The following is a 25,068-nucleotide window of genomic DNA, read 5'->3' as shown; positions in this document are numbered from 1 at the left end:
GCGCCCTCGGTCCCTGCCCCTGGGCCTTTCGCTCTTGGCCATGGGGCTGTTGGCTCCTGGTCGCCCGGGCCGTCGGCTCCCGGTTGTTCGGGCTGTCGGTTCCTCGGTCCGCTCGCTTCGCTCCTGGCTCCTGGGCTGGCGCCTTCCGGCCACCCGAGCCATCGGCTCCCGGCCACTCGAACCGTCGGTTCCCCGACACCGGCCGGCGTGGGCTGTTGAGGCCGAAGTCATCGGCTACCGGCCCCGGGCCGCCCGCTGCTGGCCGCCAGGGTCCCCCGTGTGGCCGTCGGTGCCCTCCAGCGAGTCGGTTCGGATTTCTACCGTTGCTCCCATTCGCGCACGCCGGCCCGTCCACGGTCCGTGTCAGGAAGAGGGTCCCCCATGACCGCATCCGTCGGAGCGACGGCTCCGCCCCGGTCCGCGAGCGGCGGCTCGCTCGCGGGAGCCCGTCGGGTCACGGCCACGGTGTTCGCCGCTCAGGGCGTGGCGGTGGCCGCCGTGTCCACCACCGTGCCCGCCGTGGAGAGCCGTCTGGGGCTGTCGTCCCTGGCGATGACCGCCCTCACGATCGCCCTGACCCTGGCTGCGGGTGTCGGCAGCTTCGCGGGTCTGGCCGCCGTACGCCGCTGGGGTCCCGTCGCCGTCATGCGCGCGGCGGTGCTGACCGCGGCCGCGACCCTGCTGTCCGTGGCGTGGGCACCCGGCCGGGCCGCCGCCTCGGCGGCGTACGTCCTCTTCGGGCTGGCGCTGGGCGCCATCGACGTGTCCGTCAACACCCGCGCGGCCACCGTCGAACGCCACTACGGGCGCAGCATCCTCTCCTCCTTCTACGCCGCATGGAGCGCCGCGGGCGTGGCAGCCGCGCTGCTGACGGCGGGCCTTTCCCGGCTGGGCTGGCCTGTCCAGTACGTCCTGACCGCGCACCCCGTACTCGTGGCCCTCCTGGCGCTGACCGTCCGGCCCCACGCCCTCGCGCCCGTGCCCTCCTCGTCCAGCGACCGACCTGCGCCGGACGACGAGATCCCGGGGCGGCGGGTGTGGGCGCGGCTCGTCCCCTTCGGTGTCGTTCTGCTCGTCGCCTACGTCGTCGACTCCACGATCTCGGCCTGGTCGACGGCCTACCTTCACCACACGCTCGCCGCGTCCCTGGCCGCCGCGCCGCTCGCGTACGCGGCCTACCAGGCGGGCACGGTGACCGGCCGGGCGGGCGCCGACCTCATGGTGCGCCGGGTCGGGCCGGTGGCGGTGGTCCGCGCCGCGGCCCTGCTCGCGGCCGTCGCCCTGGCCGGTCTGGCGGTGGCCCCGAGCTGGCCGTACGCGGTCGTCGCGGCATGCTGCGCGGGCCTCGGAGTCGCCGCGCTGATCCCGTTGTGCGTCGCCGCGGCCGGCCGGCTGCGACCCGGTGCCCCCGAGACGGTGCTGGCCCGGCTCAATGTCTTCAACTACGTCGGCGTGCTCGTCGGAGCCGGCGCGAGCGGGGGTCTGGGGGCTACGGGCCACTTCCGCATCGCCTACGCGATACCCGCTGCCCTCGCCGTGGCCCTGGTGACCATGGCGCGCTTCTTCCGCCCGACGGCACCCGGGCCGCCGCATGCGTGAACAACCCGCCGCCCGGGCCCGGCCCACGTCCTCCCCGTGGCCGTGGACAGAGGTCGCAGGCCCTGACCGCGATGTCCGCCCGACCGGCCGGTCCCGGACGCTCCGCGCCTCGACTCGGTTCTCATGCCCAGCCAGGCACCGGCGGTCCCTGGGGTACGGCGGCCCGGAATGGCAGAAGGTCTGCTTCCGGCTCGGCAACAGCGTCGAGGGCGGCGAACCGCGCAAGATCAAGAAGTGGCCGGACACCCTGTCGCTCGTCGGTGCCGGATGCCGTGGTCACCGATCCCGATGAGGTCGCCTGGCATGGCCGGCTGACCCAGCCGGAGCTCGGCTCGGCCCTGTCACCGATCGCGCGAGTGGTCACACATTCCGATATAGGCATACGATGGTCCCATGGCACGAGCGGCGACGACCTCGGACGCGTTCAACGCGATCGCCGAACCGCAGCGCCGGGAGATCCTGGTGCTGCTGCGGTTCGGTGAGCGGCCGGTGACCGACCTGGCGCGGGACCTCGGGATGACCCAGCCGCAGGCGTCCAAGCACCTGCGGGTCCTGAGGGAGGTAGGGCTGGTGCGGGTCCGGGGGGCGGGCAGGCAGCGGCTGTACGGTCTGGACGCCCGCGGGCTGCGGCCGTTGCACGAGTGGCTGGGCGGCTTCGAGCGGTTCTGGAGCGAGAGCTTCGACCGGCTGGACGAGTACGTGCAGGAGTTGCGGCAGGCGACGCAGGAGGGACCACACGATGGCGACGACCAGTAGCGGCGGCGAGGCCGCGCACCCGACCGCGGACCGCGAGATCGTGATCGCCCGGACGATCAGCGCCCCGCGGGAGGTGGTGTTCGAGGCGTTCACCCGGGTCCGGCACCTGTCGCGGTGGTGGGGTCCGGAAGGGTTCACGACCACCACGCGGGCCTTCGAGTTCCGCGTCGGCGGCGCCTGGGACTTCGTGATGCACGGGCCGGACGGAACCGACTACCAGGAGTGGATCACCTGGCGGGAGATCGTCCCGCCGGAGCGGATCGCGCTGCTGCACGGCGAGTCCCGCGACGACCCGAACGCCTTCGAGTCGGTCCTGACCTTCGAGCCGGCCGGCGAGCGGACCCGGATCGTGATGCGCACGCTGTTTCCGAGCAAGGAACTCCGCGACGAGGCCGTGGAGAAGTACCACGCGATCGAGGGCGGCGAGCAGACCCTGCGCAACCTGGCGGCCTACGTCGCCGACCTCACCGGGAGCGACACCGACCGGGACGAGACCGTCCCGAAGGGAGCGGAGAGCTGATGGCCGGCAAGGTGTTCTTCAGTGTGACGATGTCGCTGGACGGCTTCATGGCGCCCGAGGCCGTACCCGTCGAGTACGTGTTCTCGCCCGAAGGCCACCAGGACCCAAGGGCCCAGCGCTGGTTGGCGAAGTGGTCGGAGCTGCAGGCGTGGCTGTTCCCGCAGCGCTGGTTCCGGGAGAACCTCAAGCTCGGCGAGGGCGGCGAGGAAGGCCTCGACAACGACATCGCACGGGCCACGTACGAGCGCACCGGCGCGAGCGTCATGGGCAAGCGGATGTTCGACGCCGGCGAGCTGGCCTGGCCTGAGGAGGCGCCGTTCCACACCCCGGTGTTCGTCGTCACCCACACCGGGCGCGATCCGTGGGAGCGGCCGGGCGGCACCACCTTCCACTTCGTCGACGACGGCATCGAGAGCGCGCTGCTCCGGGCCCGCGAGGCCGCCGGCGACCGGGACGTGCGCATCGCGGGCGGCGCCGAGACGATCCAGCAGTACCTGGACAGCGGACTGATCGACGAGTTCTCGATCACCCTCGCACCCGTCCTGTTCGGCACCGGCATCCGCCTGTTCGAGCACGTGGACCCCGACCGCCTCACCCTCGACCAGACCCGCTCGGACGGCTCGTCCCGGGTGACGCACCTGACGTACACCGTCGCGAAACGCTAGTCCGCGAAACGCTGTCCGCCTTCTCGGAGAACGTGGTGCCGGCGCAGGTCCCGGTGCCTGGCGTCCTTCCTACTCGGGCAGCTCGGCGAACCTCACCCGCACGGCGACAACGGCACCTGACGGATCACGGTCGGCGAACACCGGGAAGTACCCGTCACCCCAACTCGTCATCGCGCAGAGAAGCCGGGCGTCACCGATGTCCACAGTGCCGACTTCTGCTTCGGAGGCGCGGACCTGGCGCATCACCTCCCAGTGGTGGGAGTGCGGCCGGAAGTCCACCATCATGCGGCCTCCGCTCTCCTCCTTCCAGCGCAGCAGAGCGCGGGCCTTCTCCAGCGCCTCCGGCACAGCCAGCCCGCGCCAGCCGCGGACACCTTCCTCGCCGGGTTCGCCCAGTTCGGGAGCCGCGAACCTGGTAGCAGCCGTTTCTGCCGCAGCGCCCCAGAACGCGACGTCGGCCAAGCCGTCCACAGGCTCCTCGTGCTGCCAGGAATTCAGGGCATCGGCATCACCGAAGAGCACCCGCGCCCAGTCGACTCCGATGACACCGAGCAGTGCGGACGACTCCACCGGGGCGTCGCCCGTCCGAACCGATATCTCTGACCAGCGCGGCCCCACCCCGCCGCCGAGGTCGACCCGCGAGGCCAGCACCGGCAGACGCCGGTCGCGGGGCACGCCGCCCACCGCGACGACGGGCACCCCGAACATCAGGAAGCTGCCGCCGCCTCCAGCAGCAGTCCGGCGCACCCGTCGCGCATGTGGTTCGCGACGCGGCAACGCCTCCAAGCGAGCGTCCAGGCCGACAGCCAGACAGTGTTCCTCGAACCGGGCCCCGAGCTCCGCCGCCCGGGAGGCCGGGATGTCATGGAGCAACACGCCCGGCTGCCGGTCGAAGCTCCGGACCGCTTCCGACGCGTCCGGGCCGACGACGGTGAAGTCGACCGCACCGAGGACGTCGTCGGCCATATCCGCGTCGTCGATGCCGAGAAGGGCGGGGTCGATCTCCGCCGGCGACCGCTCTCCGCTCCACAGGCCCAGGTGGCCCCCGTCGATGACGACCAGGTCCCCCGACGGGCAGCTGATCTCACCGAGCTCGAAGATCTCTTCCATGGCGCGGAAGTCTATGGCGGCCCCTGCCCCCGTCGGCAGGAGCAGGCGGGCGGGGTAACCCCGCGAGACGACTGCATAGGATCACCGCCATGGCGCTGCGACCCGTTCAGGTGAACATCAAGGCTGTTGACGCGTTGGCGGTCGGCCTGTTCTGGGCGGAGGCGCTCGGGTGGACTGCCTACCGTCCCGGTGTGACCACCTACGTCGGCCCCGCGGGCGGGCTCGTGTGGCCGGACCCGGTCGCCTTGGGGATCGACGTCGTTCCCTTCCCGGAACCCAAGTCGGCGACGAAGAACCGGGTGCACCTCGATCTCGCCACCACCTCCGCGGCCCATCAGGCGGAGTTGGTCGCGCGTCTGGAGGCCGCCGGTGCGAGGCCCGTCGACGTGGGCCAGGGCGATGTGCCGTGGACGGTCCTCGCCGACCCCGAGGGCAACGAGTTCTGCGTGCTGGAGCCCAGGGAGGTCTACCGGGACACCGGGCCGATCGCCGCCGTGGTCGTGGACTGCGTGGATCCGCGGGCCATGGCCCGGTTCTGGGGCGCGGCGACGGACTGGACCCCGCACGAGGTGACCGGCGATCAGGCGGTGTTGCGTTCCGCCGAGGGGGGCGGCCCGTATCTCGAGTTCCTCCGTACGCCCGGCGTGAAGACCGTGCCGGACCGCGTCCACCTCGACCTGCTGCCGTACCCGGGTGACGACAAGGCCGCGGAGGTGGACCGGCTGCGCGCCCTCGGCGCCACCGACCTCGACCTCGGCCAGGGCGACGTCCCGTGGACATGCCTGTCCGACCCGGAGAGCCACGAGTTCTGCGTCCTCGCCCGGCCCTGACCCGGACTCCCCACGAGACCCGCCGAGGCCGCATGTCACCGCACCGCTGGGTGGTCCTGTGCCGTCTCTAGGGGCGCCGCGCCACGAAGACCAGCTCCCTGCCCGGTCGGTCCGGCGCGTCACGTACGTCCTCCACCACGAACCCCCGCGCGCCCAGTTCCGCCTCGACCTCCGCCCGCTCCCGGAAGCGCAACGTCGAGTCCGAGGTCAGCGTCCGCCCGTCCGAGGCGAACACATAGGTCCACCGGAACGTCACCAACTGCCCGTCCACACGGGTCACTTCGACCCAGCTCTCCACCACCCCGGCACCGGGCACGTCCGTCACGGCGTACGAGGTCTCCCGGTTCCACTCCTCCCAGGCCCGCCGCGCGGGGTCCCGCGTCTCGAACACCAACCGCCCACCGGACCGTAGCGCCGCGTACGCCCCCCGCAGCGTCTCCCGCCAGTCATCCGCTCCTACGATCTGCTGGGCCACGTTGGCCGCCATGGTCACCAAGTCCACGCACAGCGGGGGCAGTTCGCGGGCGTCGCCGTGGATCCAGCGCACCCGCTCGCTCCCCGGTTTCCCCCGGGCCACGTCGAGCGAGGCCAGGGCGGGATCGACTCCGACGACCTCGACGCCCCGCCCGGCCAGCAGCAGCGCGAACACACCTGTCCCGCAGCCGACATCCAGCACCTGCCACGCCCCGAACTCCTCGACCATGCGGACATACGCGTCGAGGTCGCTGCGATCGGGATCGAGCGCGTCGTAGATCGCGGCGAGCCGTGGATGGGTGAAACCCTCGTCAGCCATGCGGGCGACCGTAGGGGGAGCGGGGTTCGGCCGGCCACCCGATATCTCCGGTTCACCGTCCCCCTCGCGCCAGCCACCCCTCCAGCACCGCGAAGTCCCCTTCGGTGAGGCCCACTTGGTGATCCACTCGGTGAAGGAGAGCCCGTTCGGGATGACGGGCCGCCACCCAGGCCCGGTCGGCGTCGGTGATCTCGTCGTCGACCCAGACGAACGGCCGTCCGGCCGCCCAGGAGACGAGGGAGCGGGTCTTCCAGTGCAGGCCGGACCGCTCCTCATCGTCGTCCGAGTCCGGCCAGTCCACGAGCGGCAGCCGGGGCAGCCCGAGCCAGGGCGCCAGGACGGTGTTGGCATCGTCACCCCAGGTCGTGGCCCACACCAGCTCACAGCCGAGCGACGCCAGACGCGCACCGAGCGCTGGGTCCACGCGCGCCAGCAGCGGATGATCGGTGACGGGCCCGGGCAGCGAATGACCGGTGACGGGCCCGGTCGTCGGAAAGGCCGGTTCGTACAGCGGATACGGCCCCGCCGCCCCGAACGGCAGCAGCGTCCCGTCGACGTCCAGAAAGAGAAGCACCCTCAGCCCTCAGCCCTCAGCCCTCAACCCTCGGCCCTCAACCCTCGAACCCGCCCTGCGCGAGGATCTCGTCGATACGAGCCCGGTGCGCCGCCTCCCAGTCGTCGAGCGTCTCGGCCGCCTCCTTCGCCAGCTTGGCGCGGGCACCGGCGAGGATGTCGGCCCGCCGCGCGGCGGGGACCGCCACGACCCCCTCCTCGTCGGCGACCACCACGTCCCCGGCCTCGACCCGCACTCCGCCGCACCGCACGCCCCCGCCCAGCGGCGCCACGGCGTTCTTCGCGCCCGGGATCGGGATGACACCCCGTGCGAAGACGGGGAAACGGGCCTCCCGCACCTCGGCCAGGTCCCGGATCAGCCCGTCGAGGACGAACCCGGCAACCCCCCGCTGTTGCGCAACCGCACACACGTTCCCGCCGGCCAGGGCGTGGTCGAGGTCTCCCGACTCGACCACGATCACCGAGCCGGCCGGCGCCCGGTGGATCGCCGCGTGCAGCATGAGGTTGTCGCCGGGAGGGCACCGTACGGTGAACGCCGGCCCCGCGACCCTTGGCACCGGCCCCCACAACGGCCGTATCCCGATGTCCATGACCCGGTCGCGACCGAGCAGATCGGCCAGAGTGGTCGTGGGAATGTCCGCAAACTCGGTGGTCTCGATCATGCCCCGGACGTTACCGTGCGTGCATGACTGCCGGGTCGGCCTTGTGCCGTGAGCGAGTTGGGTGCCCGGCCTCTGAATGAGGCCAGGGCGGGCCAGGAGCCCGCCCCTTTCTCTCCGCCTTCGCCTCCATGAAGACCAGCGAGAGAAAGAAGAGAGAGTGCCCCACCCCGTCCAGGACTTCAACCAGCGGATCATCGACGAGTTCCGCGCGCACCACGGCCGGGTCGGCGGCCCCTTCGAGGGCGGCCGCCTGATCCTCCTCACGACCACCGGCGCCCGCACCGGCACCCCGCACACCACTCCCGTCGGCTATCTTCCCGACGGCGGCGACCGCATCCTCGTGATCGCCTCGGCCGGCGGCGCGCCCCGCCACCCCGACTGGTACCGCAACCTCGTCGCGCACCCCCAGGTCACCGTGGAAAGCGGGGTGTTCACGTACGAGGCGGAGGCCGTCGTCCTGGCCGGCGAGGAACGGGACCGAGCCTTCGCGCGGGCCGTGGAGGCGGACCGCGGCTGGGCCGTGTACCAGGAGAAGACCGACCGGGTCCTCCCCGTGGTCGCCCTGCACGAGATCGCCCGCCCGGGCCCGCCGAACATCAACGCCTCCTCACCGGGCCAGGCCATCAAGCTCGTCCATGACGTCTTCCGCCGCGAACTGGCCCTCATCCGAAAGGAATTGGCGGCAGGCGGCGGCACCTCCACGCTCGGCGCCCAACTCCGCGTCAACTGCCTGACGTTCTGCCAGGGCCTGCACAACCACAACACCGGTGAGGACATGGCGATGTTCCCGTTCCTGGCCGACCGCCACCCGGAGGCCGCCCCGGCCCTCGACCGGCTGCGTGCCGAGCACGAACACATCGCCGCGCTGGTCGAGGAGTTGCGGCAGACCCTCGCCGGCACGGACCTCGACTCCGTCCGCACGGAGGTCGACCGCCTGACGGCCGAGCTGGAGGCCCATCTGACCTACGAGGAGGAACAGTTGATCCCACTGCTCGCACACCCCTGACCTGACCGCCGGCGGCCACCACGCTCTCCCGGGGCGGCCGCCGCGACCGCACTCCCCTGGGCGGCCGCCACCGCGCTAGAACGGCAGCGGCCGCCCGTGCACCACCACCAGCCGTGACACCGCCCGGGTCAGCACGACATACAGCCGGTGCAGCCCCCGTTCCTCCGCCTCCGCGATCGCGGCCGGCTCGACGGCCACGACATGGTCGTACTCAAGGCCCTTGACCACACTTGCCGGTACGACGCTCACCCGCGCACCCAGCTCGTCCGGCCCCGCGGCGGCGATCCCGGCCGCGTCGAGGGCCTGCCGTACGCGTGCCACGTCGGCGTCGGCCGCGACGACCCCCACGGACCCTTCGTGCGCGAGCGAGTCCCGTACGGCGTCCACGACCGCGTCCGGCAAGGCGTCCGACGAGGTGGGCCGGATGGCCAACTCCCCGTCCCCGCGCAGGGAACGCCCCTCCGGCACCTCCACGTCCAGGTGCCCGAGCAGCCGGTTGGCGAGCCCCACGACGGCCTGCGGCACCCGGAACCCGATGGTCAGCGGCACGACGGCGGCGTCCGGCTTGCCGAGGTGCCGCAGGACGGTCTCCCACGAGCGGGCCGCCCAGGGCGTGGTCCCCTGCGCCAGGTCACCGAGCACGGTGACCGACCCGAACCGGGCCCGGCGGGCGATCGCCCGGCACTCCATCGGCGACAGATCCTGCGCCTCGTCGACGACGAGATGGCCGTACCCCGCAGGATGCTCCACCAACCCGGCGGCCTCGTCGAGCAGCACCAGATCGGCCGCCGACCACCGCGCCGACTTCCACGACCTGGGCGGCCTGGCCCACAGCAGGTTCTTCTGCTCCTCGGCATCGAGAACCCCGTCGGCAGCCGCCTCCAACTCCCCCCGATCACCCAGCAGTTCGGCTACCACCTCCTCGGGACGCACCTTGGGCCACACGGCGTCGAGGAAGGCCCCGATCACCCGCGACCGCGAAACCCGCTGCACCCAGGCGCCGTTCTGCGGCCCGGCCCGCCGCTCGGCCTGCAACTGCACGCTCCGCACCACCCGGCTGCGCACCCGCTCCCGCCCGATCCCGTAGGGCGGTTCCTCCTCCCGTACGTCCGCCACGATCCGCGCGAGTTCACCGGCCCCGACCCGCCAGCTGTACGAACCGTCTCTGATCTCCAGGGAGTTGATCTCCCTGGAGTTGATCTGTGCGGTCGACACACGTGCGTACAGCGCCCGGCGCAGCACCTCCGCCATCCGGGGATCGTGCTTGAGGACGGCGGTGGCGCGGGCGTCGGTGGCGGTGACCGGACGGCGGGCGATCTCGTCCTGGAGCGTGGACTGCCGCACCCCGCTCTCGCCGAGCGCGGGCAGCACCTGGGAGATGTAGGACAGGAAGATCCGGTTGGGCCCGAGGACGAGGAGCCCGCCACGCCGCATGCGCTGCGGGTGGGTGTAGAGGAGGTAGGCGGCCCGGTGCAGCCCGACGGCGGTCTTGCCGGTCCCGGGGGCGCCCTGGACGCACACGGAAACGGCGAGGTCGCTTCGTACGAGATCGTCCTGCTCGGGCTGGATGGTCGCGGCGATGTCCCGCATGGGCCCGACGCGGGGCCGTTCGATCTCCCGGGCGACGATGGCGCTCGGCCCCGACTCCCCCTTGCCCAGGTGCTCGTCCTCCAGCCCGCTGAGGTCGGCGGAGTCCCCCTTGCTGCCCGCCGCCCACCCGAACCGCCGCCGCACGGCGACCCCCTGCGGATCGCGGGCGCTCGCCTGGTAGAAGGCGCGGGAGACGGGCGCACGCCAGTCGACGACGAGGGGCGGGGCGGCGGGATGCTCGGTGATCCGCAGCCGGCCCAGGTGATACGCCTGCCCGGCATGGTCGCCGCGGTCGAACTCCAGCTTCCCGAAGAACAGGGGCCCTTCGGGAAGCTCCCGCATCTCCTTGGCCTGACTGCGCAACTGATACCCGAGGACTTCGGCATCGGCCCCGGAGGCGGAGACGTCCTCCCCTATGACGACCTGCTCCTGCGCCCCGTCGACCATGGCGGCCAGGGCGGCACGGCAACGGTCGTGGTGGACGCGCTCGAGGTGCAGGGACTCTTTCAGGGCGAGACGGGGAGCGGGATCGGCTGGCGTCATGGGGACGAGGGTACGCGAGAAAATATGACCGAGTTAAATTTTTAACGCGCTCTCACTCACGCGAGCCACGGCAACCCGTCCGCCAGGACCCGAAACGCCCGCTCAGCCGCGGCCACGGCATCCCCGCGTACGTCCTCGACCTTCTCCCCCTTGGCGATCCGCCCCCAGTTCTCCATCGCGAGAATCCGCCGCACGGCGATGATCTGCCCAGCGGCCAGCCGTGCGTCGAGATCACCCCCGAGCACCTCGGCGAGCGCGGCCTCCTGCCGTTCCAGGTGCCCGTGGGCCCGGGCGACGAGGGCGGGGGTGCCGTAGAGCAGCGAGTGAAAGGCGAGAACGTCCGGGTGATCACTGAGCCCGGTGACGGGATCCTCCCGCTCCAGCCCGTCGAGGAAGTGCCGCCGCAGGGCCACGAGCGGCGCCTCGTCCGACTGGTCCACAACCCGCGCGGCCTCGTCCTCGTGATCGGCGATCCGGTGGAGGACGAGGTCCTCCTTGGCCGGGAAGTACCGGAAGAGGGTCGGCTTGGAGATCTCCGCGGCGGCGGCGATCTCGGCGACGGAGACGGCGTCGAAGCCCTTCTCCAGGAACAGGCGGACGGCGATCTCGGACACGGTCTCGTACATCCGCTGCTTCTTGCGCTCACGCAGGCCGGGGGCGGTCATGGGGTGAGCCTACGCACCGGGACCGGGGGTCAGGACACCTTGAGCGAGGCAGGCGCCTTCGGCACCACACGCCTGCGGAGCCCCAGAGAGCCCCTGGCGGCGGAAGGGCCATCTCATACGCGTCGACGGCCCGCCGGACGTTCGGGGCGCTCCGTGCTGCTCCCGTCGTCATCCGGTCCAGGTCGACGTAGGCCGAGCGGATCTGCTCCTTTGAGGGCAAGACCTGTCGGACCTGTCTGGTACGCGCGGGGAGTCCGCCGTGCGCCTTTGACCATCAGTCACGTCAGTCACGTCGAGTCTCGGCGGCTGCGGCGACCTCGGCCGTGGAGACAGCGCCGGCGCCCTTCTGAGGAAGAGGCGGATGGCGGCGAAGCCGCGGAAGCGTGGTCACGTTGTTGATTCGGTCAGCGCGGGCAAGTGCAGCGCCATGGTGGCTTCTCGGCCAGACCCCACAGGTCGTCGAAGTGCACGGCGGCATCGGCGTCGTCGCCGTCCTTGCGGGACCAGACATTGAGCTCGGTCCGACAGCCCTTGGAGTCGACGTACTCGGGCTCGGTACCGTCACATGCCGTCTGGGGGTCCGTCCGCCGCCAGTCCTCCATGGTCTCCGTGCGGCAAGGCAAGAGCGAGATACGGGTTCGCCATGGACTTGGTCTTGAGGCCCAAATTCGCGGTCGCCTCGGCCAGGGTCATCGTGTACCGCTCCACCGCACGGCGGACATTGGGCGCTTCCAGGCTGTCGCCGGTCACCAGACGATCGAGGTCCACGTACGCCGAACGGACGGTCTCGATCCAGCGGTACACCCGCCAGTCCTGCGCCCAGCCGCTCGTGCACTCCTCCGGCAACAGCCTCGACCAGCGGGTGAGCAGTCGCTCGCGGATCTCTGGGAGCGTGGGCGTCAGATGCATGTGTCGGACCAGGTCGTACAGAGGATCGCCCACCATCGCCATCTCCCAGTCGATGAGGGTCAGGCCCGATCCGTCCTCGCGGCGAATCAGATTCCACGGGTTGAGGTCGCCGTGGAGGAGGACGGGCCGACGCCACGTCACCTGGTGCCGGCGCAGGATCTCACCCAGGCGCAGACTGCTCGGCAGTCCCAACTCGCGGGCCAGGTCGGAGGTCCGCTTGGGGAGTTCCCCTACCAGTCGGATCAGTTCATCGCAGAGCCCCTGGAAGAAGTTCACGGATGAAGCGTTCGGGTCGAGTTTTTCCAGCTTCTCCCGGTCGACGAAGGTCAGCGCCTCAAGCTGGTTGACGAGGTCGTCCGCCTCGTGGGGCAGCAGTCCGTCCACAGGATGCTGCGGATGCTTGATCTCTCCCTTGGGCCCCTCGTACGTGTGGATGGTGAACTCGTCGCCGAGCTCACTGACGCCCAGCGCCAGCACTCTCGGAGCCCGCACCAGCACTCCGGAGACTTCGATCGCGCGGAGGACCGCGTGCTCGTACAGGTACCTCCGCTCGCGGGAGTTGTACGTGCCCACCTTCCGTCGCACCATGACCGGATCCGGATAGTCGGCGGCCGACACCCGCACCGCGGTGCTGAGATGTGCCGTCCCCTTGAACACGTGCTCCGCCGAGGCCGCTCCCTCCTCGAACAATGCCTCCGACACCGCGCGCCTCGGAAACAGCGGATGCTCCAGAAGACGATCGTCGCGCTCCCACTTGATGGATGACACGGCACGCTCCCGACTGTGCCGTTTGCCGTGCGAGGCGTTCCAGCGGAACAGGATGCGCTCGATGGCCTTCTCGTCGGGCACGCTCTTGAGACGCAGGGGCTCCGCAGCCGCCACCAGAGCACGGTGTACGGCATGGGTGGCCGCGTCCAGGTCCCGCTGTCCGTAGGAATCACCCAGCGAGGTCGCCGCACGCATCACGTCCGGGTAAACGGACTGGGCCTTTTCGAAGGCCACGTAGTGCTTGAGATCCCGCTCCAGGCCGTGAACCGCTTTGCTCCGGCGCTGCCCCATGCCCGTGCGCCACGCCTCCACCACCTCCCACCACTGATGATCCGGATACTGCATCCGCACCAGGTGCGTCGCGAGGTCGTGCAAGGGATCTCCGTAGCTGGCGAGCTCCCAGTCCACGCAGATCAGTGGCGGATCACCGTGGTACGACACGATCACGTTGTCGCGGTGCAGGTCGGTGTGCAGCAGGCTGAAAGGGCGGCTGATCATCGACGGAACACGCTCGGCGAAGCGCACGAGCGCGTCCTCGGGGATGCCCAGCGTGGCGAACAGACCGCCGAACCTGCCCCAGTTGTGCCGCCGCACCTGCTCGTCAGCGGTAATCGCCAGTGTGCGCAGGAAGGCTCGGCTGTCGCGGCTGGAGCGCGGCCAGGACTGCGGGAGGGGCGGCAGATCCTTTCTGCGTACCTGCGTCATGTCGGCCAGCAGACCTGCGAGCGCCTGGATGAGGTGGGACGCGACCGGCTTGCCGTTGGGGCAGATGCTGGACAGCGGCACGCCCTGCACATAGCTCAGGATGCTCACATCGCCGTACTGAGCGAGGCAGCGCGGCACGTGCGGCAGGACGCCGTGGATCGCGGCGAGGATCTCGGCCTCGTCCTGCCAGGTTCTGATGACCACGGGCAACGCGGTGCGGATCCGCTCCCGCACCGTGATGGTCTCCCCCTCCTCGCAGCCCATGAGCCGGCGGTCGGACTCGTTGAGCAACCGCACCATGTAATTCAGGTTGTGGTGCCCCCGGCCGAACTCTCCGAGTGCCCTGGCATAGCGCAACGCGGCGTCGGGCGCCGAGCGTCGGGCTCCAGGCGATGGTGGACCACCCAAGGGGCACTCCTGAATAGCTATGCGTTACCTATAAAGGTCATGCGGCCGGGAGGAGAATGGGCCATACTCTAGACCTACACAACATGAGCTTGCGGCCAACCTTGGCAAAGAGCCACGTAGTTAGCCCACTCGTGATCGACCGGTGACGGTCTCAGTATGAGACGGGTCAGTCGATCGAAGGACTTGCGAGCTGCGAGGTCAGCAACTTCCAGCAGGAGTCGAACCATGCCTGCCAGCTCTCTATGAACACGGTTCCGGTGGAGTTCGGGTCGCCTTCGTCATTGACGTGGCGCGTCAGAACCGAACCCAGGCCCAGGACGTCCACGGCTTCGATCTCCGTGTCGTCGTCCAGCAGGATCGAGCGCTCCACGGCCTCATACGGACCGAACAGTATTTCGACCGTGCGGCGCAGGTAGAGCTTGAAGGCCGGAACCACCTGGATCCTCCGGACCTCGACATCGACGGACTGCACGTGTCCCTCCGTCTCCAGGTCCCGCAGAGCGGCGCGCAGTGAGGAAGTATGCCGCCGGGTGATGCTGTGCAGCCGCTCCTGGAGCAGCCGGTCCACCTCCTCCAGGCCACTCCCATCCGGCATCCGCTTCGCCCGGGGATACGGCAACTTGACTGATTCGTCAGGCAAGAGCAGGCGCATTTCGATGCGCTCGGGGGGCTTGATCTCCCCTGTGCGGACGCGCTCGGCCTGCAGCCTGATGTGCGCGTCCAGACTTTCGGAAGTGAGGGTGAACACGTCCAATTGGACTGTTGACTGGGAGAAGGCCCGCTGGATGAAGGGCCCCAGCGCGGCCCGAACGCGAGGGGCCGCCGCAGGCGAACGGGTGACGGAATGTATCGGCTGCCTCACCACCCGCGAGCCACTGCCCTGACGGGACTCGATCCAGCCTTCGCTCTTCAGCTCGCGCAGTGCACGCTGCACCGTGTCTCGTGACACGTCGAACTCTTCGGCCAGAGCCCGTTGCGTGGGCAGCATGGAGTCCAGCGGGTAGGCACCCTCGGCGATCCGGGCGCGCAGCGCCTCCAGGACCGCCTGCCCCCTGGCAACACTGTCACCACGATCCGTACTCACCTCGCGACCGTACCACTTCCAGTCATATTGGTTGCCGCAACAGCACCGCCCAAAGGGAAGCTGAAAGGCCGTTAGGCGACCAGTCAACCTGGGCACAACCAATTCAAGAAAACAGTCCAATTGGACTGGAAGTTGATCGCTCCTCAGGAAGTCGCGGTTGGGGGAATCATGATCGTCTTTCAATTACTGTCCGCCTTCGCGCTGCTGGCCGTCGACCAGCTGTTCCAGACGCGCTACGGCACTATCGGCGTCCTTTGCCTGACCTTGGTCGCCGTGGGCTTCCGCGCCCGCAACACGACGTGTCTGTCGGTCGGCGCCGTGGTCTTCGTCCTGCTGATGGTCCAGGCCTAGGCCCTGAGTGCCACCAGCACCGGCCACAGCGACTCGACGATCGACTCGGCTCCGGCATCGCTCAGCAGCTTCGCCTTGTATTCGTTACGCGCGTAGCCGAGGAACGGGACGCCGGCACTCCGGGCCGCGAGGTAGTCGGAGGGGGTGTCACCGATCATCAGCGCGTCGCGGGGGGCGGCACCCATGGCGTTCAGCGCACGGTTGAGGCAGTGCGGGTGCGGTTTGAGGTGGTGCAGTTCTTGGGTGCGACCGTAGATGTGCGGGGCGAAGCAGGAGACCAGACCGCGGCCGGCAAGGTACTTGCGTACCACGCGCGGTGAGTTGTTCGTCGTGATGGCCAACCGGGAGCCCACTGCGGTCCAAGTGCGTATCAGGGGGTCGGCGTACGCCGTCGGCATCGCCGAGGAAGCCGCTCTCAGCTCCTCATTGGTGAGACGTTCCTCCAACTCCGCGACCAGGTCACTGCCCGGGTGCCGAGCATCGACGGCACGCAGTACGACATGCGGGTCCAGGGTGCTGCGCTCGCCGTCGGTGACGACGCCGCGCAGGCCTCGCCCTTCCAGCCACTCCACCAGTTCGCTGGCCACCTTCGCCGCCGAGTGCCCGGAGAACAGGCTGCAGATCGGTCCGTCGAAGTCCCAGAGCACCACCCGCGCACGGGTGATCAGACCCTGCAGTTTCCCGGTCTCGTTCTCGGTGTGCGCTGCCACCTGCTCAGTGTGCGTCGTCTCAGGAGTCACTAGGAGAGTGTCAGGTCCGTCGTGATGGTTTCCCAGAGGGCATCGAACCACTTCTGCGATTGCTCGACGAACGCGGCGTCGCGTTGGCCGGCGTTCCTGTCGAAGGAGAACAGCAGGGATTCCGTTCCGAGGACGTCGTACATGTCGAGCATCCCGGTGTCGGTCGCCTCCTCCCTGCGCGCGACCATGTAGTACGCGAGCAACGCCTCCACGCCGTTGAGCAGGTACAGCTTCACCGGCGGAGTGAACGGCAGCGCGCGGAACCCCACCTTGACGTCGATCCCGTGGGAGGAGCGCAACGACCGGAGGTTGTGGCGCAGGACGTGACCCTGGGCGTTGCGCATCTCCAGCCAGCGCTGGTGGACCGGGTTGTCGTCGTCGGGGGCCTCGACCGGGACCGGGAAGGCCAGGTTGATGTCCCGGGAGGGCAACAGAATGCGGACGTCGATCGACTCGGGATGGATCCGGCCCTCGTGAATGAGGCGGACCGGTTCGCTCAGGGCCACCATCAGGCTCTCCGCCGTCAGGCAGGCCGCGTCGATGCGGACCTGCGGGCTCGCGAACGCCTCGGCCAAGCGAGGCGCCAGGGCCACCATCGTCGGCTGCGGGCCCCCCCGGGTGACCGGCACCTCCGCGATCCGCGGCGGACTCCCCTTGCTCACATTGCTGAGCAACCCGTCCTCCTGCAGCGCGCGCAGCGCCTGGCGGACCGCGCCCCGTTCCACTCCGAACTCATCCGCGAGTTCCGCCTGGGTGGGGAGGCGGTCGCCGGCCTTGAGGTCGCCCGTGCGGATGCGTTCCCGCAGGGTGTCGGCGATTTCCTGGGGCGAGAGCCTTCTGCTGCCGTTCACTGCCACGTTCTCCTGGGTCACGACCAAACGGTACAACTCCAATCCATCTATGGGGAGTTGTTGCGAAGTTGTTTATCAACCCCAACCAAGTGGGGACAACATAAGTAGAGTTGGTTGCCAACTTGGTTGAGTTGGTGGAAGTTTTGCCTCCGCATCACCGCCCGCCTCGCCCAGCCCGATGCCCGAAGGGGGAACCACCATGCCGGTCCTCGCCCTCCTCTCCGCCGTCTTCGTCGTCGGCGTCGAGCAGACCCTGCAGTGGAAGTACGGTGCCAGCGGCATCATCGGGATGCTCCTGCTCACCATCGGTCTCAAGGCCAAGAACCCCGCCATCAGCTCGGTGGGGGCCGTGGTGCTCGCCCTGCTCGTCGCGGGACCTGCCCTATGACCCGAGCACACCCCGATCCGCCCCTGTGGGAGACCTCAGCTCGTGAGCGTCAGCTCCGAACTGATCGTCTCCCACAGTGCGTTGAACCACAGGTGGGACTGCTCCACGAACGTGGTGTCCCGCAGGCCGGCGCCCTGCTCGAAGGCGAACAGCATCGACTGCGTGCCCTCGGAGTCGTACAGCTCCAGGTGCTCGTCGTCGATCTCCTCCTTGCGGCGGGACAGCGTGTAGTACGCGAAGAGCGCCTCCATGCCGTTCAGCAGGTACAGCTTCACCGGTGGCGTGAAGGGCAGGGCGCGGAAGGAGACATGGACGTCTATGCCGTGCGTGGCCCGCAGGGCCAGGAGGTTGTGCTGGAGGACCTGTCCCTGGGCGTTGCGCTGGGCCAGCCAGCGCTCGCGTACCAGGTCGTCGTCGCCGCGGCCCTCGACCGGCACCGGGAAGGCGAGGTCGATGTCCCGGCCCGGCAGCAGGACGCGGACGTCGATCTTGGCCGGATTCAGCTCTCCGACGTGGATCTGGCGCAGCCCCTCGCCGACGGCGAGGTTGAGGGACACCGACGTCAGGCACAGGGCGTCTATCTCCACGTGCGGGGCCGCGAAGGCGGCGGCGATCCGGGGGCCGAGGGTGACCATCGTGGGCTGCGGCGCGACCCCGGGGCCGGTCAGCGTCCTGCTGAGCCCCAGGTCGGGGGCGACGGTCGCCGGGCTTCCCTTGGAGACGTTGGTGAGCAGGTGTTCCGTCTGCAGCAGGTGCAGCGCCTGCCGTACGACCCCCCGCTCGACGCCGAACTCGTCGGCCAGCCGCGCCTGGGTGGGCATGCGCTGACCTGCCCGCAGCGTGCCGGACCGGATCCGGGCGCGGAGCTCGTCGGCCACCTCGCGATGTGATTTCTGTGGCCGCTGTGATCTCTTCCGCCCATTGGCGGAGGCGTGTTTCGGGTCCACGACCAAACACTACAACTTCCCGCCATCTTTAGGCAGTTCACCGGAAGGTGGTTATGAGACGCATCCAAGCGGAGATAACTACAGTGAAGTTGGTCGCCAACTTGAGCAACCTTGAAAAACATGGTCAAAGCTTCACAAGGTTGGCCAACTCGGTGGCCGACAGGGGCCACAGTCCCGAAGGGGGGACCGTCATGCCGTTCATCGCTGTCGCCATCGCCGCCCTCGCCGTCGGCTTCGAAGCGCTCGTCCAGTGGAGGTGGGGTGCGATGGGCATCATCGCGTTCCTCGCGCTGACCATCGGCGTCAAGTCCAAGAACGTCGCGATCGGCGGCATCGGAGCGGTCATCCTCGTGATGCTGCTCGCCCAGTCCGGATGACGCCCGCCCGCCGGGCCCAGGATCCGGCTGACCGGGCTCCCCCCTGGAGGGGAGCTGGGAGCCCGGTCGGTCTGCACAGCCACAACTGAACATCGTCGGCACCGAGCACAGCCACAACTCAACAGCTCCATGACGGAGCACCCGAGCACAGCCACAACTGAACAGCTCCGAGGGGGAGCACCCGTGCACGGCCACAACTGAACACTTCGCTACGGATGCGAAAGCACAGTCAGGAACACCGTCCACCCGTCCCCGCCTGAAGGGAGCCTCAGAACATGTCCGGGCACCAAGGCCGCCTGGACGTGCGCAGCAGGGCGTCGGCCTCCTGGCCGGCGCCCGCTCGTTCTTCCCGCACCCGCCCCAGGGCCGCGAGCCGCACCGCCGACTCGTCACCGAGCCACAGCGTCGCCAACTCCCGGACGTCCAGCGTGAGATCGGCACTCCGGGTCGTCGCCGTACAGGAGGCACCGTCCGGCGAGGCGTCCAGCCGGTAGCGGCCGCCCGTCATCCCCGAGCCGTCCACGACCTCCAGCACCAGCGCCCCCTCGCCCGCGTACGTCCGCGCCTCCAGGGCCCGTACGACATCGAGGATCCGCACCCACAGCCAGTCCGCGTGCATGGTGATCCTGGCCGCCGGGGGGTTCGGCAGGAGGTGTGGGAGCAGGTCGTCGGGGGCCCGCCAGCCGCTCTTGACCTGCATGACCCAGTCGATCGAGCACAGGTAGTGCCACAGGGCGCGCTCGGCGGCCGGAGTCGAGGCGATCATGCTCCGCACGCTCGCCGTGTTCGACGGCTGCATGGTGTCGGCCCACTTCTCGTCGGCCTCGTACGCCATCAGTCCCTCGACCGTGCCGTCCGAGGCCCGGTACACCGCGTAGAACGGCTCGGTCCAGCTCGGGTCGGGGCGCACGGCACCCGTGTTCAGCTGCCAGTACCACTCGTCCCGGCTGATCGCCCCCGGCGTGGCCCGGCGCATCCGGTCGTGCAGTTCGGGACCGATCTTGCGCACCTCGTCGGGGTCCACCAGGTCGATACGGCCGCCGTCCAGATCCGGGCCGCGGGGGTCGAGGCCCGTGCGCGGGACGTCGACCGTCCACTCGGTGCCCGAGGTGGCGGGGCCGAAGCCGTAGCGGCCGTAGATCCCGTACTCGGCCGCGATCAGCGTGGCCAGGACGTCCCCGCGCTCCTTGGCGGCGGCGAGGTCCTGGCTCATCATGCGGGTCAGCAGACCGCGCCGGCGGTGGGTGGCGGTCACGGTGACGGCGGAGATCGCGTCGGCGGGCACGAGCTCCCCGCCGACCGCGGTGACCTCCTGCGCGAACGACCGGAAGGTCGCCACGCAGCGGTCCCCCTCGAAGGCGCCGATGAACCGACCGGGCTCGAACTGCCGCCTACGGGCCTCCCGTTCCGCCGCCGACACGACGGGCTCCCGCAGGAACCCGGCCCGCACGGCACGCAGCCACTCGGGATGCTCGGCCTCGGTGATCGGACGGACGTCGATGTCGGCTGGGGCGCTCATGGGGCCACGGTAGGCGGGCGGGGTGGGAGTGTCGTGCGGTTTTCCGCACCCCGAACGGCAGGCCGGTTCCCCTGGTCAGCCGGTCGGTTCCCCAGGTCAGCCGCCCGGTTCCCTAGGTCAGCAGATCCTCCACCTGCGCCTCTCCCTCCCGGTAGCGCCGCGCGATCTCCCCGCTGCACTCGTCCGCCGTCCGCTGCAACCGCTGCCGGCGCCCCGACACCCGCTGCTCGTACCGCACGAGCCGGCCCATCGCGGTGCTCAGTTCCAGGTCGGTCCGGGCGGAGAGGTCCGAGAGCTCGACCTCGGCGAGCATTTCGGCGGCCAGCAGCCGGTACTCCTCGCTGTGCGGGGTGCCCAGCCTGACGTGGCGGGCCGAGGAGCGGTGGCGGGCGGGGGCGTCGGTGAGGATCTCCGGGAGCCGCTCGACCACCGAGGCCTCCGGGAGCCGCTCGGGCACCGAGCCCGTCGGGGACCGGCGGAGCAGTTCCGCGCGGAGGATGTCGATACGGCCCTGCAGCAGCCGTCGGACATAGCTGAGGTCGGCCTCGTCCCGCTGGGCGTCCCTGCGCAGGGTGCGCAGTTCGGGCAGGCTCAGCGTGGCGAGGTCCTGCTCGGGTGGATCGGGGGGCAGCAGGGGGCTGTCCGTACGCTGCGCGGGCGGCCGGGGTGGCTCCGGCTCCGCTCCGCAGGCAGCGCGGACGGGCCCGGAGTGCTGCCCCGTACTCGGTGTGCTCATGCGCCTCTACCGTCCCCTCGACCGGCGTGTGGAAGCATCGTGCCACCCCAGGTGGCCGCTATGTGACCGAGTGCCCCCGAACGGCCCTGAACGGCCCCAGATGGGGGGTTAAGGATCAGAAACAAACCCGAACACGGGCCCTTCCCGCGCGACCGGCATGATGGGCACATGCGTGCAGTGGTGCAGAGGGTGGACGGCGCGAGCGTCGTCGTGGACGGGGAGACGGTCGGGGAGATCAGCGGCGAGGGACTGTGCGTCCTGGTCGGGGTCACCCACGAGGACACCAAGGAGAAGGCGGCCCAACTCGCCCGCAAACTCTGGTCGGTGCGGATGCTGCACGACGAGAAGTCGTGCAGCGACATCGACGCCCCGCTGCTGGTGATCAGCCAGTTCACCCTGTACGGCGACGCCCGCAAGGGCCGCCGCCCCACCTGGAACGCCGCCGCCCCCGGCGACGTCGCCGAGCCCCTCGTCGAGGAGGTCGTCGCCCAGCTCCGCGCCCTGGGAGCGACGGTCGCCACCGGCCGCTTCGGCGCGCGGATGCGGGTTTCCCTGACGAACGACGGCCCGTTCACGGTCCTGCTGGAGATGTGAGCCTACGGCTCGACGACCGCCTCCTGGGCGGCCGCCGTACTGTCGGCCATCAACCGGGCGTCCAGCGGGACGTTCCGCTTGACCAGCGCGAGCGCGACCGGGCCGAGCTCGTGGTGCCGTACGGACGTCGTCACGAAACCGATCTTGCGGCCGTCGGGCCCCTCGTCCGCGAGCCGGATGTCGGTGCCCGCGGGTGGCAGGTGCACCTCGCTGCCGTCCAGGTGCAGGAAGACCAGCCGCCGCGGCGGCTTGCCGAGGTTCTGGACGCGGGCCACGGTCTCCTGGCCGCGGTAGCAGCCCTTCTGGAGGTGCACCGCGCTGCCGATCCAGCCCAGCTCGTGCGGGATGGTGCGGTGGTCGGTCTCGAAGCCCAGGCGGGGGCGGTGGTGCTCGACGCGCAGCGCCTCGTAGGCGAGCAGGCCGACCGCGGGGCCGGACTTCTCCGCGAACGACTCCAGGTCCGCGCGGGGCAGGAACAGATCACGGCCGTACGGCGTCTCGCGTACGACGACCCCCTCCGGCACCTCGGCGATGGAACCGGCGGGAAGGTGGACGATCGCGACCTCGTCGGTGCGGTCGGCGACGTCGACCCGGTAGAAGAACTTCATCGACTCCAGGTAGGCGATCAGCGCGTCCTGGGTGCCGGGTTCGACGTGCGCCCACACGGTCGTGCCGTCGTCGACGAGATACAGCGCGTGCTCGATGTGGCCGTGCGCGGAAAGGATCAGCGCCTCGGTGGCCTGGCCCGTGGGGAGGTCGCTGACGTGCTGGGTGAGCAGCAGGTGCAGCCAGCTCAGGCGGTCGTCGCCGGTGACGGACACGACCCCGCGGTGCGAGAGGTCGACGAATCCGGTGCCGCCGGCGAGGGCGCGCTGTTCGCGGAACAGGTCGCCGTAATGCGCGGCGACGCCTTCGTCCACGCCCTCGGCGGGGACGGCGCCGGGCAGGGACAGCAGGGGGCTCTTCATACGCATAAGCCTACGACTCGGTAGTTGAAGCCTTGAGAGAGCAGTCCTTGCAGCGGCCGAAGATCGCGAAGTGCTTCATGTCGGTCTCGAAGCCGAACTCCTGCCGGAGCTTCGCGGTGAAGTCGGCGGCCACCTTGATGTCCGCCTCGATGACGTTCTCGCAGTCGCGGCAGACCAGGTGGATGTGGTGATGGCGGTCGGCCAGGTGGTACGTCGGCGCCCCGTGCCCGAGATGGGCGTGGCTGACCAGGCCGAGCTCCTCCAGGAGCTCCAGGGTCCGGTAGACCGTGGAAATGTTGACCCCCGACGCCGTCTTCTTCACTTCCGTGAGGATGGCGTCGGGGGTCGCGTGCTCCAGGGTGTCCACGGCTTCGAGGACAAGCTGGCGCTGCGGCGTCAGCCGGTAGCCGCGCTGCCTCAGGTCGCTCTTCCAGTCGGTGCTCACCACACCGGGAAGTCTAGGACCTCTCGGCGCGGGACCTGCTGGAAGTGCGGGACCTGCTGGAAGTGCGGGACCTGCTTGTGGTGCGGGACCTACTTGAAGAAGGCGATCCCGTCGTCCGGCATGTCGTCGGGCAGGGCCTTGGCCCAGCGCTCGACGTCCTCCGGGGTGACGACCTTCTTCAGGTGCGCCGACATGTAGGGGCGCAGCTCGACCTCGGGGGTCTGCTTCTCGCCGACCCACATGAGGTCGCTCTTGACGTAGCCGTAAAGCCGCTTGCCACCGCTGTACGGCCCCGAGGCGGCCGTACGCGCGACGGCGTCGGTCACCAGGTCGATCTGCGGCTTCTGATCGGCCATCTCGCCGTACCAGATCTCGACGACGCCGTCGTCGCGGACCATCGTCACCTCGACCTTGCGGTCGGCGTCGATGCGCCAGAAGCCGTGCTCGGTCTCCAGCGGGCGGACCTTGTTGCCGTCGTTGTCCAGCACCCAGGTGTGGGACTCGTACTCCAGGAAGTCCCGGCCGTCGTGGCCGAAGGTCACCTCCTGGCCGAAGTTGCACTTCTCCGAGCCGGGGAAGTCGTGCACGCCCGCGCCCGCCCAGTTGCCGAGCAGGAAGGCGAGCGGGACGAGGTCCTTGTGGAGGTCGGACGGGATCTCGATCATGAGTGGCGGTTCCTAGAGGGGGATCAGCGCTGGCCCTGGTACAGCTTCTTCACGGTCAGTCCGGCGAAGGCGAGAACGCCGACGCAGACCAGGACCAGCAGGGCTTCGAAGAAGATCTCCACGGGGTGCTCCTCGGATGAGCGGGGTGCGGTGCATGTACACAGGGCCGGGCCCCAGCTTACGCGGCCGGGGCCCGGGGGGCCGTGCGGGTCTCCTCAGCCCAGGAGCTGGCTCTGGAGCGCCACCGTCTGCTGGAAGGGGACGGGGTTGACGGTGCCCCTGCGGGACTGGACGACCAGGGCGAGTACGTCGCCGGCGCCGAGGTAGGCGTGGCGGGCCTGTTCCTTGCCGTACGGCTTCGGCTCGACGTAGACGGACGCGGTGATGTCGGGGATTCGGGCCGCGTTCGGGAAGGCCTCGTCGGAGCGGGAGTCCGGGGCGTCGCGCAGTTCGTAGCCGGGGCTGCCGTACGGGGCGATGTCCTCGCCGAACAGGTCGTCCACGACGGCCGCGGTGTCGAACTGGAGCAGATAGATCCGGGTGCGGGTGCCGTCGGGGGTGGTCCAGCCGCGGACCGCGATGTGCCGCAGACCGTTCTCGGAGAGCTTCGTCCCGAGCTCGTCGCGGTCCTCCTTCTCGGCGTACTCCGAGAGCAGGTCCTTCGTCGGCAGCCAGCCGTCGGTACCGCTGAGCGCCTTGTCGACGGTCGCCCCTTCGGGCGCGGGCAGCACGAGCGCCCGCAGATCGGCGTAGTGGCTGCCGGCCTTGTTCTCCCTGGCGAGCGGCCCCGGGCTCCCGGACGGCAACGGCGCCTTCGTCAACACCGGATAGACCCATCGCCCGTCCGACACGGTCCCGAGCCCCGGCACGTCCGTCCGCTCCATCCCGGCGATCCCGTACGCACTCCCGGCCCCGAACGCGGCGAAGGTGAGAAGGGCGGCGGTCCAGCGGAGCGTTGCTCGGAGGACTCGGCGGGTCTTGGGGGCGGGGTTTGGGGTGAGAGCGGGGTCTGGGGTGAGAGCGGGATCCGGGGCGGCTTCGGGCTCGGGCATGTGCTCGGCCTCGGGCGCGGGTGCGGGCTGCGGCTCGGGGGCGGGTGCGGATTGCGGGGCGGGCGGGAGCACCGACCCCGAGGCAGGCACGGGCGCCGGCACCGGTGCGGCCACCGGGACCGGCGCGGGCTCGGACGGGAGCGCCGCCGCAGGCTCGGGAGCGTGCACGGGATCCGACTCGGGGCCGGGCACGGCCGGAACCGGCGCGGGCTCGGACCGGAGCACCGCCGCGGCCTCGGGCGCGCGTGC

General features: G+C 70.1%; 28 protein-coding genes. 10 read left to right on the top strand and 18 right to left on the bottom strand.

The window, feature by feature from the left end:
• Positions 1 to 381 precede the first annotated feature (381 nt).
• The 4 genes from H293_RS0137795 (at position 382) to H293_RS0137780 (ending at position 3,540) form a co-directional block, all read left to right on the top strand.
• Positions 382 to 1,599 carry an MFS transporter gene (locus H293_RS0137795; RefSeq protein ID WP_020122987.1) on the top strand — a complete coding sequence of 406 codons (1,218 nt, stop codon included), beginning with the start codon at positions 382 to 384 and terminating at the stop codon, positions 1,597 to 1,599.
• Between the two features lie 393 nt (positions 1,600 to 1,992).
• Entirely contained in the window at positions 1,993 to 2,355 is a 363-nt protein-coding gene (locus H293_RS0137790) for an ArsR/SmtB family transcription factor (RefSeq protein ID WP_020122986.1), read from the top strand.
• Positions 2,339 to 2,875: an SRPBCC family protein gene (locus tag H293_RS0137785; protein WP_020122985.1), complete on the top strand. Its 537-nt coding sequence runs from the start codon at positions 2,339 to 2,341 to the stop codon at positions 2,873 to 2,875. The genes H293_RS0137790 and H293_RS0137785 overlap by 17 nt, the downstream gene beginning before the upstream one ends.
• Positions 2,875 to 3,540: a dihydrofolate reductase family protein gene (locus tag H293_RS0137780; RefSeq protein ID WP_020122984.1), complete on the top strand. Its 666-nt coding sequence runs from the start codon at positions 2,875 to 2,877 to the stop codon at positions 3,538 to 3,540. The genes H293_RS0137785 and H293_RS0137780 overlap by 1 nt, the downstream gene beginning before the upstream one ends.
• A gap of 69 nt (positions 3,541 to 3,609) precedes the next feature.
• Here the strand turns inward: H293_RS0137780 and H293_RS0137775 are convergent, their stop codons facing one another.
• Positions 3,610 to 4,650, bottom strand: a complete 1,041-nt coding sequence (locus H293_RS0137775) for a hypothetical protein (protein WP_020122983.1) — start codon at positions 4,648 to 4,650, stop codon at positions 3,610 to 3,612.
• 89 nt (positions 4,651 to 4,739) lie between these two features.
• Here H293_RS0137775 and H293_RS0137770 point away from each other — a divergent pair, with 89 nt between their 5' ends.
• Entirely contained in the window at positions 4,740 to 5,480 is a 741-nt protein-coding gene (locus H293_RS0137770; protein WP_020122982.1) for a VOC family protein, read from the top strand.
• A 67-nt stretch (positions 5,481 to 5,547) separates the two neighbouring features.
• Here H293_RS0137770 and H293_RS0137765 read toward each other — a convergent pair whose 3' ends face one another.
• The 3 genes from H293_RS0137765 to H293_RS0137755 are packed head-to-tail and all read right to left on the bottom strand — an operon-like array spanning position 5,548 to position 7,508.
• On the bottom strand, positions 5,548 to 6,273 hold the full coding sequence (locus tag H293_RS0137765; protein WP_020122981.1) for a class I SAM-dependent methyltransferase: 726 nt from the start codon (positions 6,271 to 6,273) through the stop codon (positions 5,548 to 5,550).
• A 52-nt stretch (positions 6,274 to 6,325) separates the two neighbouring features.
• Positions 6,326 to 6,847 carry an HAD domain-containing protein gene (locus H293_RS0137760; protein ID WP_020122980.1) on the bottom strand — a complete coding sequence of 174 codons (522 nt, stop codon included), beginning with the start codon at positions 6,845 to 6,847 and terminating at the stop codon, positions 6,326 to 6,328.
• Between the two features lie 37 nt (positions 6,848 to 6,884).
• Positions 6,885 to 7,508 (bottom strand): RraA family protein, encoded by a 624-nt coding sequence (locus H293_RS0137755; RefSeq protein WP_020122979.1) that lies wholly within the window; start codon positions 7,506 to 7,508, stop codon positions 6,885 to 6,887.
• A gap of 157 nt (positions 7,509 to 7,665) precedes the next feature.
• Between H293_RS0137755 and H293_RS0137750 the strand changes: the two genes are divergently transcribed.
• A complete protein-coding gene (locus H293_RS0137750; RefSeq protein ID WP_020122978.1) occupies positions 7,666 to 8,514 on the top strand; it encodes a nitroreductase/quinone reductase family protein in 849 nt (282 codons plus the stop codon).
• A 75-nt stretch (positions 8,515 to 8,589) separates the two neighbouring features.
• Here the strand turns inward: H293_RS0137750 and H293_RS0137745 are convergent, their stop codons facing one another.
• The 5 genes from H293_RS0137745 to H293_RS0137725 form a co-directional block, all read right to left on the bottom strand.
• Positions 8,590 to 10,647 (bottom strand): HelD family protein, encoded by a 2,058-nt coding sequence (locus tag H293_RS0137745; protein ID WP_028808536.1) that lies wholly within the window; start codon positions 10,645 to 10,647, stop codon positions 8,590 to 8,592.
• A 56-nt stretch (positions 10,648 to 10,703) separates the two neighbouring features.
• Positions 10,704 to 11,312, bottom strand: coding sequence for a TetR family transcriptional regulator (locus tag H293_RS0137740; RefSeq protein WP_020122975.1), 609 nt, complete (start codon positions 11,310 to 11,312; stop codon positions 10,704 to 10,706).
• A 404-nt stretch (positions 11,313 to 11,716) separates the two neighbouring features.
• A complete protein-coding gene (locus H293_RS0137735) occupies positions 11,717 to 11,914 on the bottom strand; it encodes a hypothetical protein (protein ID WP_020122974.1) in 198 nt (65 codons plus the stop codon).
• Entirely contained in the window at positions 11,874 to 13,994 is a 2,121-nt protein-coding gene (locus tag H293_RS50715; RefSeq protein WP_020122973.1) for an aminoglycoside phosphotransferase family protein, read from the bottom strand. The genes H293_RS0137735 and H293_RS50715 overlap by 41 nt, the downstream gene beginning before the upstream one ends.
• Before the next feature lie 274 nt (positions 13,995 to 14,268).
• Positions 14,269 to 15,186 (bottom strand): winged helix-turn-helix domain-containing protein, encoded by a 918-nt coding sequence (locus tag H293_RS0137725; protein WP_020122972.1) that lies wholly within the window; start codon positions 15,184 to 15,186, stop codon positions 14,269 to 14,271.
• A 168-nt stretch (positions 15,187 to 15,354) separates the two neighbouring features.
• Between H293_RS0137725 and H293_RS0137720 the strand changes: the two genes are divergently transcribed.
• Positions 15,355 to 15,537 (top strand): hypothetical protein, encoded by a 183-nt coding sequence (locus tag H293_RS0137720; protein WP_020122971.1) that lies wholly within the window; start codon positions 15,355 to 15,357, stop codon positions 15,535 to 15,537.
• On the opposite strand, the gene H293_RS0137715 is transcribed toward H293_RS0137720, so the two are convergent.
• Together H293_RS0137715 and H293_RS0137710 are read right to left on the bottom strand one after the other, a co-directional pair.
• Positions 15,534 to 16,247: an HAD family hydrolase gene (locus tag H293_RS0137715; protein WP_020122970.1), complete on the bottom strand. Its 714-nt coding sequence runs from the start codon at positions 16,245 to 16,247 to the stop codon at positions 15,534 to 15,536. The genes H293_RS0137720 and H293_RS0137715 overlap by 4 nt on opposite strands.
• A 29-nt stretch (positions 16,248 to 16,276) precedes the next feature.
• Entirely contained in the window at positions 16,277 to 17,155 is an 879-nt protein-coding gene (locus H293_RS0137710) for a winged helix-turn-helix domain-containing protein (RefSeq protein WP_020122969.1), read from the bottom strand.
• Between the two features lie 172 nt (positions 17,156 to 17,327).
• Here H293_RS0137710 and H293_RS0137705 point away from each other — a divergent pair, with 172 nt between their 5' ends.
• Positions 17,328 to 17,516 (top strand): hypothetical protein, encoded by a 189-nt coding sequence (locus H293_RS0137705; protein WP_020122968.1) that lies wholly within the window; start codon positions 17,328 to 17,330, stop codon positions 17,514 to 17,516.
• A gap of 35 nt (positions 17,517 to 17,551) precedes the next feature.
• On the opposite strand, the gene H293_RS0137700 is transcribed toward H293_RS0137705, so the two are convergent.
• Entirely contained in the window at positions 17,552 to 18,469 is a 918-nt protein-coding gene (locus tag H293_RS0137700; RefSeq protein ID WP_078612783.1) for a winged helix-turn-helix domain-containing protein, read from the bottom strand.
• Positions 18,470 to 18,654: 185 nt separating this feature from the next.
• Here H293_RS0137700 and H293_RS0137695 point away from each other — a divergent pair, with 185 nt between their 5' ends.
• Entirely contained in the window at positions 18,655 to 18,840 is a 186-nt protein-coding gene (locus tag H293_RS0137695) for a hypothetical protein (RefSeq protein WP_020122966.1), read from the top strand.
• Between the two features lie 268 nt (positions 18,841 to 19,108).
• On the opposite strand, the gene H293_RS0137690 is transcribed toward H293_RS0137695, so the two are convergent.
• On the bottom strand, positions 19,109 to 20,359 hold the full coding sequence (locus H293_RS0137690; protein ID WP_020122965.1) for a GNAT family N-acetyltransferase: 1,251 nt from the start codon (positions 20,357 to 20,359) through the stop codon (positions 19,109 to 19,111).
• A 112-nt stretch (positions 20,360 to 20,471) separates the two neighbouring features.
• Positions 20,472 to 21,095 carry an RsiG family protein gene (locus H293_RS0137685; protein WP_020122964.1) on the bottom strand — a complete coding sequence of 208 codons (624 nt, stop codon included), beginning with the start codon at positions 21,093 to 21,095 and terminating at the stop codon, positions 20,472 to 20,474.
• A 168-nt stretch (positions 21,096 to 21,263) separates the two neighbouring features.
• Here H293_RS0137685 and dtd point away from each other — a divergent pair, with 168 nt between their 5' ends.
• Positions 21,264 to 21,689 carry a D-aminoacyl-tRNA deacylase gene (gene dtd / locus H293_RS0137680; protein ID WP_007382986.1) on the top strand — a complete coding sequence of 142 codons (426 nt, stop codon included), beginning with the start codon at positions 21,264 to 21,266 and terminating at the stop codon, positions 21,687 to 21,689.
• Positions 21,690 to 21,691: 2 nt separating this feature from the next.
• Here the strand turns inward: dtd and ygfZ are convergent, their stop codons facing one another.
• From ygfZ to H293_RS0137655, 4 genes are all read right to left on the bottom strand, one after another.
• Complete coding sequence (gene ygfZ, locus H293_RS0137675) at positions 21,692 to 22,657, bottom strand: CAF17-like 4Fe-4S cluster assembly/insertion protein YgfZ (protein ID WP_020122963.1); 966 nt, start codon at positions 22,655 to 22,657, stop codon at positions 21,692 to 21,694.
• Positions 22,658 to 22,667: 10 nt separating this feature from the next.
• Positions 22,668 to 23,105 (bottom strand): Fur family transcriptional regulator, encoded by a 438-nt coding sequence (locus H293_RS0137670; protein WP_007382988.1) that lies wholly within the window; start codon positions 23,103 to 23,105, stop codon positions 22,668 to 22,670.
• Positions 23,106 to 23,191: 86 nt separating this feature from the next.
• Positions 23,192 to 23,767 carry a heme-binding beta-barrel domain-containing protein gene (locus tag H293_RS0137665; protein WP_020122962.1) on the bottom strand — a complete coding sequence of 192 codons (576 nt, stop codon included), beginning with the start codon at positions 23,765 to 23,767 and terminating at the stop codon, positions 23,192 to 23,194.
• A gap of 215 nt (positions 23,768 to 23,982) precedes the next feature.
• Positions 23,983 to 24,819 (bottom strand): hypothetical protein, encoded by an 837-nt coding sequence (locus H293_RS0137655; protein WP_028808535.1) that lies wholly within the window; start codon positions 24,817 to 24,819, stop codon positions 23,983 to 23,985.
• Positions 24,820 to 25,068: the final 249 nt, after the last annotated feature.

This window comes from Streptomyces canus 299MFChir4.1 (assembly GCF_000383615.1).
Lineage (GTDB): Bacteria > Actinomycetota > Actinomycetes > Streptomycetales > Streptomycetaceae > Streptomyces > Streptomyces canus_C.
This window is presented reverse-complemented; position numbering and strand designations above follow the sequence as displayed.

Bases quoted from the DNA above. Each gene is read 5' to 3' on its own strand.
- H293_RS0137795 (WP_020122987.1), top strand. From the start codon at position 382: ATGACCGCATCCGTCGGAGCGACGGCTCCGCCCCGGTCCGCGAGCGGC.
- H293_RS0137790 (WP_020122986.1), top strand. From the start codon at position 1,993: ATGGCACGAGCGGCGACGACCTCGGACGCGTTCAACGCGATCGCCGAA.
- H293_RS0137785 (WP_020122985.1), top strand. From the start codon at position 2,339: ATGGCGACGACCAGTAGCGGCGGCGAGGCCGCGCACCCGACCGCGGAC.
- H293_RS0137780 (WP_020122984.1), top strand. From the start codon at position 2,875: ATGGCCGGCAAGGTGTTCTTCAGTGTGACGATGTCGCTGGACGGCTTC.
- H293_RS0137775 (WP_020122983.1), bottom strand. From the start codon at position 4,650: ATGGAAGAGATCTTCGAGCTCGGTGAGATCAGCTGCCCGTCGGGGGAC.
- H293_RS0137770 (WP_020122982.1), top strand. From the start codon at position 4,740: ATGGCGCTGCGACCCGTTCAGGTGAACATCAAGGCTGTTGACGCGTTG.
- H293_RS0137765 (WP_020122981.1), bottom strand. From the start codon at position 6,273: ATGGCTGACGAGGGTTTCACCCATCCACGGCTCGCCGCGATCTACGAC.
- H293_RS0137755 (WP_020122979.1), bottom strand. From the start codon at position 7,508: ATGATCGAGACCACCGAGTTTGCGGACATTCCCACGACCACTCTGGCC.
- H293_RS0137745 (WP_028808536.1), bottom strand. From the start codon at position 10,647: ATGACGCCAGCCGATCCCGCTCCCCGTCTCGCCCTGAAAGAGTCCCTG.
- H293_RS0137740 (WP_020122975.1), bottom strand. From the start codon at position 11,312: ATGACCGCCCCCGGCCTGCGTGAGCGCAAGAAGCAGCGGATGTACGAG.
- H293_RS0137735 (WP_020122974.1), bottom strand. From the start codon at position 11,914: ATGGAGGACTGGCGGCGGACGGACCCCCAGACGGCATGTGACGGTACC.
- H293_RS50715 (WP_020122973.1), bottom strand. From the start codon at position 13,994: ATGGTGCGGTTGCTCAACGAGTCCGACCGCCGGCTCATGGGCTGCGAG.
- H293_RS0137720 (WP_020122971.1), top strand. From the start codon at position 15,355: ATGATCGTCTTTCAATTACTGTCCGCCTTCGCGCTGCTGGCCGTCGAC.
- H293_RS0137705 (WP_020122968.1), top strand. From the start codon at position 17,328: ATGCCGGTCCTCGCCCTCCTCTCCGCCGTCTTCGTCGTCGGCGTCGAG.
- H293_RS0137695 (WP_020122966.1), top strand. From the start codon at position 18,655: ATGCCGTTCATCGCTGTCGCCATCGCCGCCCTCGCCGTCGGCTTCGAA.
- H293_RS0137690 (WP_020122965.1), bottom strand. From the start codon at position 20,359: ATGAGCGCCCCAGCCGACATCGACGTCCGTCCGATCACCGAGGCCGAG.
- H293_RS0137685 (WP_020122964.1), bottom strand. From the start codon at position 21,095: ATGAGCACACCGAGTACGGGGCAGCACTCCGGGCCCGTCCGCGCTGCC.
- dtd (WP_007382986.1), top strand. From the start codon at position 21,264: ATGCGTGCAGTGGTGCAGAGGGTGGACGGCGCGAGCGTCGTCGTGGAC.
- ygfZ (WP_020122963.1), bottom strand. From the start codon at position 22,657: ATGAAGAGCCCCCTGCTGTCCCTGCCCGGCGCCGTCCCCGCCGAGGGC.
- H293_RS0137665 (WP_020122962.1), bottom strand. From the start codon at position 23,767: ATGATCGAGATCCCGTCCGACCTCCACAAGGACCTCGTCCCGCTCGCC.
- H293_RS0137655 (WP_028808535.1), bottom strand. From the start codon at position 24,819: ATGCCCGAGCCCGAAGCCGCCCCGGATCCCGCTCTCACCCCAGACCCC.